10 protein-coding genes are annotated in these 12,559 nt (G+C 31.6%); 2 read left to right on the forward strand and 8 right to left on the reverse strand.

All coding sequences use genetic code 11. The features are described from left to right. Positions 1–293 precede the first annotated feature (293 nt). A complete protein-coding gene (locus KQI85_RS07890; RefSeq protein ID WP_216575547.1) occupies positions 294–1,454 on the reverse strand; it encodes a DEAD/DEAH box helicase in 1,161 nt (386 codons plus the stop codon). 754 nt (positions 1,455–2,208) lie between these two features. Further along, a complete protein-coding gene (locus KQI85_RS07895; RefSeq protein WP_216575548.1) occupies positions 2,209–5,808 on the reverse strand; it encodes a S8 family serine peptidase in 3,600 nt (1,199 codons plus the stop codon). 583 nt (positions 5,809–6,391) lie between these two features. Here KQI85_RS07895 and KQI85_RS07900 point away from each other — a divergent pair. Further along, a complete protein-coding gene (locus tag KQI85_RS07900) occupies positions 6,392–7,126 on the forward strand; it encodes an ATP-binding protein (RefSeq protein ID WP_216575549.1) in 735 nt (244 codons plus the stop codon). A gap of 74 nt (positions 7,127–7,200) precedes the next feature. On the opposite strand, the gene KQI85_RS07905 is transcribed toward KQI85_RS07900, so the two are convergent. After that, a complete protein-coding gene (locus tag KQI85_RS07905) occupies positions 7,201–7,539 on the reverse strand; it encodes a LysM peptidoglycan-binding domain-containing protein (protein WP_216575550.1) in 339 nt (112 codons plus the stop codon). Positions 7,540–8,030: 491 nt separating this feature from the next. Between KQI85_RS07905 and lexA the strand changes: the two genes are divergently transcribed. After that, positions 8,031–8,648: a transcriptional repressor LexA gene (gene lexA, locus KQI85_RS07910; protein WP_216575551.1), complete on the forward strand. Its 618-nt coding sequence runs from the start codon at positions 8,031–8,033 to the stop codon at positions 8,646–8,648. 321 nt (positions 8,649–8,969) lie between these two features. On the opposite strand, the gene rsfS is transcribed toward lexA, so the two are convergent. The 5 genes from rsfS to obgE form a co-directional block, all read right to left on the reverse strand. Continuing rightward, entirely contained in the window at positions 8,970–9,332 is a 363-nt protein-coding gene (gene rsfS, locus KQI85_RS07915) for a ribosome silencing factor (RefSeq protein ID WP_216575552.1), read from the reverse strand. Between the two features lie 70 nt (positions 9,333–9,402). After that, a complete protein-coding gene (gene yqeK / locus KQI85_RS07920) occupies positions 9,403–10,143 on the reverse strand; it encodes a bis(5'-nucleosyl)-tetraphosphatase (symmetrical) YqeK (RefSeq protein ID WP_216575553.1) in 741 nt (246 codons plus the stop codon). A gap of 3 nt (positions 10,144–10,146) precedes the next feature. Continuing rightward, positions 10,147–10,761 (reverse strand): nicotinate-nucleotide adenylyltransferase, encoded by a 615-nt coding sequence (gene nadD / locus KQI85_RS07925; protein ID WP_216575554.1) that lies wholly within the window; start codon positions 10,759–10,761, stop codon positions 10,147–10,149. A gap of 12 nt (positions 10,762–10,773) precedes the next feature. Further along, positions 10,774–11,067: a ribosome assembly RNA-binding protein YhbY gene (yhbY, locus tag KQI85_RS07930; protein WP_216575555.1), complete on the reverse strand. Its 294-nt coding sequence runs from the start codon at positions 11,065–11,067 to the stop codon at positions 10,774–10,776. A gap of 127 nt (positions 11,068–11,194) precedes the next feature. After that, a complete protein-coding gene (gene obgE / locus KQI85_RS07935; RefSeq protein ID WP_216575556.1) occupies positions 11,195–12,481 on the reverse strand; it encodes a GTPase ObgE in 1,287 nt (428 codons plus the stop codon). Positions 12,482–12,559: the final 78 nt, after the last annotated feature.

Consider the following 12,559-nt stretch of genomic DNA (forward strand, 5'->3'; position numbering starts at 1 on the left):
ACTTCGCTGTTCATGACATGATTATATGCTATATATGATTTTTTATCACGGAAAAAAAGTTGCGAACTGATTTTTTTCATAAACTATTAAATATTCTGCCCAATTATTATATTGCAAGTATTGCATTATTGGCTGCGCTATGTAATTTCCCTACTTGAAATTAAATTTCTAATATTCTACAATTAGTTATATATGAATATGATAAAAGTGTCGCTAAGGTTATCATCGGTGCATGCTTATGTGAAATTCGCAATTCGATGATACCTTAGCGGCACTTTTGTCATGTAATATAACTATTTTGCTGTCAGTTTTCCTTTAAATAACTTTTTCTCAACAATATTGATACCAAGAGCTTTTCTATATTCTTTAATAAATCTTACTTCGTTCTCTGTAACAATACTTATACTTGTTCCTTGTCTGCCATTACGTCCACATCTTCCACTTCTGTGAAGGTATATATCTGCTTCTTCAACCGGTGTAACATTGATAACAAGATCAATTCCATCTACATGTAATCCTCTCGCAGCCATATCGGTAGCTACCAGAATATCTGTCTTGTTATTAAGAAAGCTATTAATAACATTCTTACGCTTATTATTATCTACTTTTCCATATATACATTCAGCATTATAATGATGATATTTAAGTTTGGCTGTAATCTCTTCAATCATGTACTCACCATTTACGAATATAAGAGCTTTTTTAGGTTTTATAGCATTAATTATAGATCTTACTGTTTCAACTTTTTTATTCTTATCACATACTACATACATATGCTTTACACTGTCTGGAACTTTTTTTGCAGGTTCAGCTTCAATATTCTCGTATTCGCTAGTAAGTGTAGAGAATTTTTCAAGTGCTTTTTTACTCATACTGGCTGAGAACATAAGAATCTGTGTATCTCTCATAAGTGTCTTACGAACATCATAAGTTACCTGATAGTTATTATCATCAAGCATCTTATCACCCTCATCAATTACAAGTGTCTTTATAAGATGGGCTGCAATCTTTTTCTTCTTGATAAGTTCGTGTATACGTCCTGGTGTTCCTATTACAAAAGTCTGTTTTTCACGAAGATGTTCTATCTGACGTGTTATATTAATATTACCCGTAATAACAACTGAAGTAACATTATTACCCGAATTCTTATTAAGAGCTTCAATTTGTCTATTTACCTGAAATGCAAGTTCATGAGTAGGAACTAAAATAAGATATTTGTTTCCTTTTTCAGTATTATTAATAGCATTAATATATAATGGAAGTATATACGCAAGTGTCTTACCTGAACCTGTATATGATTTGGCTGTAAAAGATTTGCCAGAGTTGATCTTCTCAAATGTTACAGCCTGAATCTCTGTCGGTTTTACAATTTTTTCTTTTTTTAATGCCTGAATAATATTATCATTTAGTCCAAGTTCAGTAAATGATATATTTTTTATATTATTTCTTTCCATAATTATCTAATCCTTTCAACTATTAACTATTTCATCTCTATATGCGATTATTAAAAACAGATGTCATAAATTGTATAATGTTATAATTCATAATTGAATTATTTTATTTTTCTTAAGCGAAAAAACACTACCTTTAGAGGTTTGAAAATTGATATGTGAAAAGACATCTGCCTTTATGTTTTCTATTATAGACTATAAAACTACTTTATACAATCGAATTTTCACTTTGTCACATTTGCTAGAGCATCAAAATCTGTCTTATAGTCCATCTATACATTAATTAGTCAAACAGTAAAAGAGTTAGTTTTAGATGGTGGGCAGTTCACTAATCGTAAGATATTATGTAGACTAAGAACGAATTGATTATGCGACAACAAAAGTACTTAGCAAAAATAATAAGAAGCATTTAAAGAAAATAATAAGAAGCATTTAAAGAAAATAATAAGAAGCATTTAAAGAAAATAATAAGAAGAACTTAAAGAAAATAATAAGAAAAACTTAGCGAAAATAATAAAAAGAACCTGCTATTCTATATATTGCATATTATAGAAAACAGGTTCTCTTATATTAAACATAGTGTATATTATAAAATACAGATTTTCTTGTGTTAAACATAATGTATATTATAAAATACAGATTTTCTTATATTAAATACATTATTGTTTATATGTTCTTAAACTATATTTTAGAATGTTTGAGAACATATATTAATTCAAACATATATCAAACATATATTGTATTGCATGTATTATGATTAGTGTCTTATCCAGCCAAATATTTTTTTGAATACTTTCTTAACATCTACTGTTACTACTAATCTATAACAGCCTTTTGTTCCATCTGGTAACTGTGCTACAATTGTAGTTGTTCCAGGTTTTTTAGCTGTTACAACACCATTAGCATCTACTGTTGCTACTTTTTCATTAGTTGATGAATATGTAACTTCTGGTGTATATCCAATGCTGTTAACTGATTTTACATCAGCAACCTGAGTTGTTGTTGTACCTTCTTTTGCAGCTAATACGAATTTCTTGAATGATACTTTATATTTTGGTGCTATTGATACAACTTTTGATGATGAATTTAAGCCATAGTCTACTACTGATACTGCAATCTTATCTGATTCATAACCTTTATTAGCAAGTAATTCTGAAAGTCCTGTAATATCGTATGTAAGAACTGTTGTACTTCCGATTGTATCTTCTGAGACAGCCTTTGTCTTAGTTACTGCTACTTTACCATCTACTGTTGTAAGCTGAACACCTGCAACGTAGTGATTATCTTCTACTGATACTAAGAGATAATCTTTACCGTCCTGTTTTGCAAGTACTGTATCATCTACCTGTGGTGCTTCAAAGTCAAGATATACATTTTCTGTCATTGATTGTGTTGCACCATTAGTTCCACATACAACACCTGTTATTGTTATTGTATACATACCCTGTGGTAAATAGTTACCATCTTTGTCTTTACCATTGAATACTGGTGGTTCATCCATAAGATCTTCTGCTGATAACATCATACTGCCTGATGCATAGTAGTATGATTTACGAACATAATCATAAGCAAATTCATCTATAACTTCGCCAGCTTCATTAGTAACTGTATATGTAAGTTTTTCAGCATTTCTAAGAAGTCCTGTTATTGTAGAAGCTTCTGCGAAATATGGTGTTCCATCTTCTTTTGTTATTGTAGCTTTTGGAGCAATTACATATTTGTTATTCTCTACGCTACCTTCACCGAACATATTCTGTCCAAGTAAGTATTTGCAATTTACATCATATAATGTACATGCTTTCATTACTTCTTTTGAATCCGCTGATTTTGCAGCATCGAACATAGGTGCTTTTGCCCAGTCTCCATAGAATCCCATGAATGGTAATGTAAGATCTGAGTTAGTCTCATCTGATGCAAGAAGCTGTACATAACCATCTACAAAAAGACCATTTGTACAATGTTCATCATAGAATGCTTTTGCGTCATCTGATATTGCAAAGTTAACTTTTACTGTTGTGCTTCCATTAGCTGGAACTGTTACTACTCCATCATTAACGTTCTCATAAGTTACTGTTGCATCTTCGCCAAGTGATGATGATGACATTGTAAATACGATATTGCCATTGTATGATGAAAGATTTTCCATAAGGACTGTTGTATCAATCTTATATGTTAATTCTTCTGATGATAAGTTATTAACATTGAAACTGAATTCATAAGCACCATCTGTGTTATATCCTAATTCAGCTTTTGGTCTGTCATTATTATCAACTGAAAGGTATGCTTTTGTTGTAATTGCTTTTTCAGTATTGATAAGTCCTGAACCTGTTTTTCTTGGTGTGTAATATTGACCATTTGAATCAACAACTGGTGTTGCTGTACTCATAAGTAATGAATTAATTAAGTTTTCTTTTTCAACTTTTGATAATTCAGGATATTTTTCATTAACATATCCTTTTACGATTGCCATAGCACCTGATACATGAGGAGCTGCCATTGATGTACCACTCATATTAACATATCCGCCACCGATTGTAGCTGAATAGATATTACCACCTGGAGCTGTTACTTCTGGTTTTAACTTAAGATCTGGTGTAACACCTAATGATGAGAAATCTGACATCTGATATGCCTGTCCATTTGGAGCATCTTTTACAAGCTCACTGCCAAATGTAACAACTTTATCTGTTAAAGCAAGAAGTGCTTCACCAGTTGCCTGTGTAACTGAAACTGTAGGAACATAATAATTTTCTACTGACATATTAAGTGTTCCTGATGTATTGTTATAGATGATTACTGCAACTGCACCTGCTTTTGCAGCATTAGCAACTTTATCTGAAAAAGCAATGCTACCACGTTTGATAAGTGCAACTTTGCCACTTACGCCTACTGCAGCAATTTCTTCTTCTGTACCTAATCCACAGTCTACGAATTCATATGTACCTGTTAATGTTGAAAGTTTTTTATCGTCTGGACCATTATCATTATAGAATCCTTCAACTGTTACATCATCTTTACCACCTAAGAAATATGCACAATTTGCAAGATGTGTATTCTCTATACTTGCTACTGAAAGTGAACCAGGATATGTTGATGGTGAACCAACAATACCATTATCTGGATTAGTTGCAAGTGCATAATTGCCATAATTTGAATTATATGATGAACTATATGAGTTACCTGCTGATACAGAAAGGTTAATTCCTGATGTAGTTACAAGATCATATACATCTGATACAGCCTGTTCTTCTGTTGATGTGAATCCGGCTGATGAACCAAGACTCATATTGATTACATCTGCACCAAGTGCAACTGCATCGTCAAGTCCTGCAAGAATATTAGTATCTGTTGCACCGCCACCTTTATCACTGAATACTTTCATAATCATAAGCTGTGCATCTTTTGCAACACCTTTAAGGTTGTCACAGTTACCGGCGATTGTACCGGCTACATGTGTACCATGATTCTGTTCTGCATTATCTGGTATAATCATAGTATCATTATCTGCATAATCATAGCCATAGATAACTTTTGAATTAACATAAAGATCATCTGCTGATAATTCTTTACCTGCAAATGTCTCTGATGCAAGTGTTGAATTATCAATTACTGATGCGATATCTTCTTTTGAATATTTTCCATTCTCTGGGAAATTAGTAGAAAATGCTTCGTGTTCATAATCAAGACCTGTATCAAGAATTGCAACTACTGTTCCTGCACCGGCATAGCTTAATGAATTCTCTTCTGTTGAACCAATCATCTCTTTACTATATGCCATGTTTGGAGTAGCTTCGCTTACATCTGTCTTATCAAGTTCGTATGTAGCTGATACGAATGCTCTTTTTACACCTGGAATTGATTCAATTTTTTCAAGATTGCCATATTCTACTGATATAGCAAATCCATTGATAACTGTATCATAATCACAGATTACATCATAATCACTTACTTCTTTATCGAGTTTTTCTTTAACTTCATCTCTTTTTGCTGCAAGTTCATCTAATACTTCTTTACTCTTATCTTCTGCATAGTATTCTTCAAAATCTACTGAAGCACCTTCGTCTACATATTTTTGTAAAAGTGAATCATCATCAAGTTCAACAATAATGTTTACAACCTGATCATCTGCAAATTTCTGTTCACTTTCTACATCTTCTTTTGTAAGTACTTCTTTGTCTGCTGTTGTATTCTCACCAGCAATTCCATCAACTGTGATTACGTCACCAGCAGAAAGTGCTTCGTCTAATTTAGTCAAAAGGCCATTATCTGCTGTAGGTGTAGCGCCATATACCGGTGTAGCTATGTTGCCGGCTACAAGTGTAGCTGCTACAAATAAAGAAACCGTTTTCTTTTTCATATTACATTCCTCCCATATTTTGATTAGGCAGACTATCATACTATCTGCCTCTATTAATAGTAAACATATTCACTATCCAAATTTTAATTTTTATACTGAAACTTTATGCATATACTAATGCGGGAACGTTACACATACTAATGCGAAACGTTATTACTAGCTGTTTTTTCAATGCAATAGTGTTAATGTATTACTGTTTCATATTTACGCCACATTAACTAAATAAAGTTTATGAGTAAAAAATTAGATGAAACCTATCTTAATTCCAACAAAATTCATCATCATATAATATCAAAATAGTGAATCTCATTAAAATAATCTAAGCGTCATCTTTGACTTAATAGTATGTTTACCATATTTGTATGATAATTAATTAACAGCTTCAATGCAATAGTACTTAAGTACTATTTTTAATATCTTTTTAATTTTTTGTTAATTATTTTTATAAAATTGTTATGTATATAGTTCTATAGTGTTGCTTATTATACATTTTCATTTTTTATTACCTATTCACGCAGACATCTGCTATAATGCATATTATCAGCAATATCAATTAAGGGAATATATGAAAGGATTTTTGTTTATGAAACTACAACAATTATTAAGTCTTACCAGGAAGGCTATTGAAGAATATAGTATGATTGACGATGGAGATAAGATTGCTATAGGCATATCAGGCGGTAAGGATAGCCTTGCACTTTTGTATGCTCTTAGTAATCTGCGTCGATTTTATCCAAAACACTTTGACATAGAAGCAGTAACTGTATCTACTGGCATCGATGGAATGGACTTTACACAAATAGCCAATCTTTGCAAAGAACTTGGCGTTAACTATACAATAGTTAATACGCAGATATATGAGATCGTATTCAATGCACGAAAAGAAAGTAATCCATGTTCGTTATGTGCTAAAATGCGTAAAGGTGCATTCAATAACCAAGCAATCGAATTAGGATGTAATAAGATAGCCTATGCTCATCACAAAGATGATCTTGTAGAAAGTCTTATGATGTCACTCATATATGAAGGCAGAATACATACTTTTTCACCGGTTACTCATCTTGAAAAAAGTAATCTTACTCTAATTAGACCACTCTTATATATAAACGAAGCTGATATTATCGGTTTTAAGAATAAATACAACCTGCCTGTTGTTAAAAATCTCTGTCCTGCAGATGGTTTTACTAAAAGAGAATATGCATCTAATCTGATTAAAGAGATTAACCATGAATCTCCAGGAGCTAAAAATCGTATATTCAGTGCTATAATTAATGGTAATCTTGAAGGATTCCCGGAACGTAAAAGAACTGAACGATAGATGGTATCGTCAACTTTTAATGTTCACGTATATAGCAAGGCACTACTAAATATACTACGCATTACTAGATATTTCTAATATGTATAATAATATATAATCAGATATCTGCCGGTATTAAGCTTATAATTAGTTAGACAGTTAAGACTCATTAAGTTATTAATGTAATCTTCTTCACTTACTCCATCCGGCATATATCTGGTTGCTATATCAGACAAAGTATCACCTTCTTCGATTCGTATGCTGCTATATCTTATGTTGTTACTATATGTATAATCATTCCTTCGCCCACTATATGCAAATCCTGTGAATAGTATAAACAAGAATATTCCCATTATTATTGCAACCAAGATCATCTCTTTTGATCTCACCTTAGATTTAATTTTCTTATTAATATTACTTTCTACTATTCTCATACATAGCTCATCCTTTCTTTTGTTTGTTTATAAAGCTGTAAACAGTTTCTAATGTCAACATACTTAATTATGAATATAGTAATCTTAGTCATATAGCAAGCTAATATATATATGACAATAATATATATGGCAAATCGTTATATATATCAGATTGTTTTATATATAAAGCAGCTTTATATATACTATGTTTCATAATATGTTTTGCGATATAACTTATATCAATTAAAATCATTGACAAAACTGTGCTCATATTGTATAGTATTTTTAGAACAGGTTTTCTTGAATACATGTTCTATCTTTTGTTCTGTTTTGATTATATTACTTGAACATATGTTTGTCAATATATTTTTCAAAAATCAGAACATTGGTTTGCAATATTTGTAATAATATGCTATTATAAAACAGATTGTTAATATATGTTTGTTATATGATTAAGACTACTATATTCATAATTAATTATAATGTAATCCAGTTTACAGGAGGAAAATTTTATGCGCAGAACTACAATGAGTAAAAAGCAGCAAGAGATCCTTGACTTTATCAAGGCTGAAATATTAAGAAAGGGATATCCACCTGCAGTCAGAGAAATATGTGATGCAGTTAATTTAAAATCAACATCTTCAGTACATGCACATTTAGAGACATTAGAGAGACTTGGACATATAAGAAGAGATCCTACTAAGCCTCGTGCTATTGAGATTCTTGACGAGAGTTTTAACCTTGAGAGACATCCGGTTCGTAATGTACCTATTGTCGGAAGTGTTGCAGCAGGAACTCCAATTCTTGCAGAACAGAATATCTCAGAATATTTTCCTGTTCCAGCCGATTGTCTGCCACCAGAGAATGTATATATGCTCAATGTAAAGGGTGAGAGTATGATTAATGCAGGAATTCTTGATGGAGATAAAGTTCTTGTTAAACAGCAGGCAACTGCTCAAGATGGTGAGATTGTTGTTGCTATGATTGATAATGAAGCAACTGTTAAGAGATTCTATAAAGAGAATGATCATATTCGTCTACAGCCAGAGAATGATCTATTAGATCCTATTATTGTTAAAGATGTAGAGATTCTTGGAACTGTAATCGGTGTATTCAGATTATTCAAATAATAGGTTATGCTTATTAGTCACAAAAGAGCTGTTCAGATAATAAGTTTAACTTTACATACATAAATAGAGCGATTCTATTCTAATAAATTTATTCTAAGATTGTAAAAATAAGTTCTAGTGTCTAATTAATAGCTTAAAAGGCAAAAAACAATATCATACAAACGATATTGTTTTTTGCCTTTTTTATATAATAGCATTTAACGATTATATAGAATCTATATAGTTTCTACTCATATTCTATATTCATATTTTATATTTAAGTATCAATCATACCAACGCAACAATTAAAGCTATTATCCAATGTTTTATTTATTCTATAGATTATTTCTCAGCTTTTAATTCTTCAGGATCTATGAATTTACCATCTTTCCAGATTCTCTCAAGATCATAGAATAGTCTGTCTTCTCTTAAGAATACATGAACTATAATATCACCAAAATCAAGAAGTATCCAGTTTTTACTCTTATAACCTTCTACCTGTTTACATTCATAGCCTGCTTTATATAATTCTTCCTGTACACTGTCAACCATAGCCTGTACCTGACTTACATTAGAACCACTTGCAATTACAAAATAATCTGCAAGTACAGATATCTCAGATATATCTATTACCTGAATATCTTCACCTTTTTTATCTTCCAATGTAAGTAATGCTAAACGAGCCATCTCTTTTGAATTATTCATTACTTCGGACCTCCATTTTCTATTTAGTTACATTAATTAATCTAAACTATCTCTTTATTAGTATCTGTAATTATTCTTTACTTTCTATATTGCAAGAATTATTTTTATTACATGAATCATCTATATTGCAAGAACTCTCTTTTTTACAAGAATCATCCTTATTGCAAGAATCCTCTTTTTCACACGAATCCTCTTTATTACATGAATCATCTTTTTGATTACAGTTGTCATCTCTATTTGCTATAAGATTGCTATAATACTCATATGCTTTCTGTGTCATATCATCAATATTGCCTGTTTTTTTGCTAAGATAATCAAGTGTATCTCTTAATATTATATATACAGCCATATCAAGATCTTCAAATGCTATCTTTCTTAGCTCATCAAGATTCTTAGCTTTATTTCTTCCTGGTTCAATATAATCAGCTACAAATACTATCTTCTCTAAAAGTGTCATATTTGGGCAGCCTGTCGTATGATTTAAAATAGAATTAATTATATCTTTATCATATACATCATACTTTTTCATTGCATAAAACGCTCCCAGTTTGGAATGTAATAGATATGGGCGCTCTTTTTCTATGTCTGTTATGTTGATCTTATGCTTTATACATTTCGCAAGCTTTTTATCATCCGGTATACACTTTGCACAGTCATGAAGAAGACCTGCAACTTCAGCTTTTTTTATATCCTCACCATAACGCATTGCAAGTGATGTTGCAGTATATGCAACACCTATAGTATGTTCATATCTGTAATTATCAAGTTTTCGTCTTAATGACTGCTTAATCTTATCAATATCATATTCCATTGCTTATTCTCCATCCAAATACAAATTATTTTCTTTTATATAATCTATGACTGAATCAGGTACATAATATTTTACTGATCTGCCAATATTCACCATATGTCTTATGGATGATGAACTTATATCAATGTTAGGCATATCAATGATTCTTATGTCTGCGTCATAATCTTTTTTTAATTCATCAATTTTATTATACAACTGTTCATTATTTGTATTTCTGTTTGCTGCCAAAATAACTGCATTCTGCATAATTATATCTGGTCTTTTCCATTTTTCAAGATAGAAAAGTGAATCTGCACCAAGTAAAAAATATAATTCGGCATCTGCATATATCTCTCTAAGTTCGAGAAGTGTAAGATAGGTATATGAGTAACCTTCTCTCTTAATCTCCATATCCGAATATTGAAATATAGGATTATCTTCTACTGCAAGTCGTGTCATATCGCCACGCATTGTAGCTGATATATGACCAACCTGCTTATGTGGAGGATCTCCCGATGTGATGAATATAATTTCATCTAATTCATACTCTTCATATGCTTTTTGTGCTAATATTAAATGTCCTATATGAATGGGATTAAAAGTACCACCCATTATACCAATTCTTCTCTTACTCTTCATAATATTCTCCTACTATGGAAGTACTATTTTTCTTTTATCTTTATCCTTAGCTTCTTTATAAAGCACGATCTTCTTGCCAATTACCTGAACTACCTGAGAATGTGTTCTCTCTGCAACTATCTGTGCAAGTTCATTAGGATCATCTGCACAATTCTTAAGAACATTAACTTTAATTAATTCTCTTTTTTCAAGTGCTTCATTAATAGCCTCTGTTACTTCTGGTGTAAGGCTTGATTTTCCAATCTGGAAAATTGGGTCCATAACCATAGCAAGGCTCTTTAAATATGCTCTTTGTTTACTTGTCATTTTTATCTCCTTCTATTAATACGTTACTATATATTGCCTACTAAACGTATTACTTATTAAACGTATTGTTTATTAAACATACTATCTATTAAACGTATTGTCTATTTAAACATATTGTCTATCTATATTATCTATAATAATTAAATTCAAGATATGACATCTTAACTACATCGCCTTCTTCAATTCCGAGTGCTTCAAGTTCGTCAATAATTCCACTTTCTTTAAGGAATTTTTGGAAGAAACTGAAACCTTTTTCTGAATCAAGGTTAGTGTAGCCCAACATTCTGTCAATTCTAGGTCCTTCAACTACAAATATACCACTTTCAGGGTTAGATACTGTATATGGTTCATTAGGATTATCCATATATTCATCAGGATTATATTCTGATTCAAATACAATCGGTTCTACTTCTATTGTTGACAGAAGTTCATTAACAGCATATAAAAGTTCTTTTACGCCTTTACCACTTACAGCTGATATTGCATATACTTTTATCCCTTTTGGTTCAAATTCCTGCCTGAGTTTTTCAACTGGATCTTCATCTTCTGAATATAATACATCTATTTTATTAGCAGCAATAATCTGTGGCTTTTTAAGAAGTTCTGGATTATAAGCTTCTAATTCACTATTAATTGTATTGATATCTTCAATAGGATCTCTTCCTTCAGTTGATGCTGCATCTACCATATGAATGATTACTCTTGTTCTCTCAATATGACGAAGGAATTCATGTCCAAGTCCTATTCCTTCTGATGCACCTTCTATAAGTCCAGGGATATCTGCTATTACAAAACCATTAGAACCATCAAGATCTACTACTCCAAGATTTGGATTAAGAGTTGTAAAATGATAATTAGCAATCTTTGGCTTTGCATTAGTAACTCTTGATAGAAATGTTGATTTTCCAACATTTGGGAATCCAACAAGACCTACATCAGCAATTACTTTAAGTTCAAGACGAATCCATAATTCTTTTGATGGCTGTCCAGGCTGTGCATATTTTGGGACCTGCATAGTTGGTGTTGCAAAGTTCATATTACCTTTACCACCACGACCGCCTGAGAGAATAACCTGTCTTGAATTCTCTCCTGACATATCAGCAATTACTTTTCCTGATTCGTCATCATATATAACTGTTCCTTCCGGAACTTTTACTATGAGATCTTCTCCATCTTTACCATGGCAGCGACGCTTTCCGCCTTCTTCACCATCTTCAGCACAATATTTCCTTACATGTCTAAAATCTGTAAGTGTATTAAGTCCTTTATCAACAACAAAGATTACATCGCCGCCACGACCACCATCTCCACCATCTGGGCCACCTGCAGCTACAAAGAGTTCACGTCTGAAACTTACATGTCCATCTCCGCCTTTGCCTGATTTTATAAATACTCTTGCTCTATCTGCAAACATTGTTTCACCTTCTTTATTATCTTATTATATATTAATATCTCGTTCTTATTATTCTTATATTACATCAATTATTATACT

The sequence above is a fragment of the Falcatimonas sp. MSJ-15 genome (assembly GCF_018918265.1).
Lineage (GTDB): Bacteria > Bacillota > Clostridia > Lachnospirales > Lachnospiraceae > Falcatimonas.

What these genes read in the sequence shown, in the direction of transcription:
- KQI85_RS07890 (WP_216575547.1), bottom strand. Translation starts at nt 1,454, where the DNA reads ATGGAAAGAAATAATATAAAAAATATATCATTTACTGAACTTGGACTA.
- KQI85_RS07895 (WP_216575548.1), bottom strand. Translation starts at nt 5,808, where the DNA reads ATGAAAAAGAAAACGGTTTCTTTATTTGTAGCAGCTACACTTGTAGCC.
- KQI85_RS07900 (WP_216575549.1), top strand. Translation starts at nt 6,392, where the DNA reads ATGAAACTACAACAATTATTAAGTCTTACCAGGAAGGCTATTGAAGAA.
- KQI85_RS07905 (WP_216575550.1), bottom strand. Translation starts at nt 7,539, where the DNA reads ATGAGAATAGTAGAAAGTAATATTAATAAGAAAATTAAATCTAAGGTG.
- lexA (WP_216575551.1), top strand. Translation starts at nt 8,031, where the DNA reads ATGCGCAGAACTACAATGAGTAAAAAGCAGCAAGAGATCCTTGACTTT.
- rsfS (WP_216575552.1), bottom strand. Translation starts at nt 9,332, where the DNA reads ATGAATAATTCAAAAGAGATGGCTCGTTTAGCATTACTTACATTGGAA.
- yqeK (WP_216575553.1), bottom strand. Translation starts at nt 10,143, where the DNA reads ATGGAATATGATATTGATAAGATTAAGCAGTCATTAAGACGAAAACTT.
- nadD (WP_216575554.1), bottom strand. Translation starts at nt 10,761, where the DNA reads ATGAAGAGTAAGAGAAGAATTGGTATAATGGGTGGTACTTTTAATCCC.
- yhbY (WP_216575555.1), bottom strand. Translation starts at nt 11,067, where the DNA reads ATGACAAGTAAACAAAGAGCATATTTAAAGAGCCTTGCTATGGTTATG.
- obgE (WP_216575556.1), bottom strand. Translation starts at nt 12,481, where the DNA reads ATGTTTGCAGATAGAGCAAGAGTATTTATAAAATCAGGCAAAGGCGGA.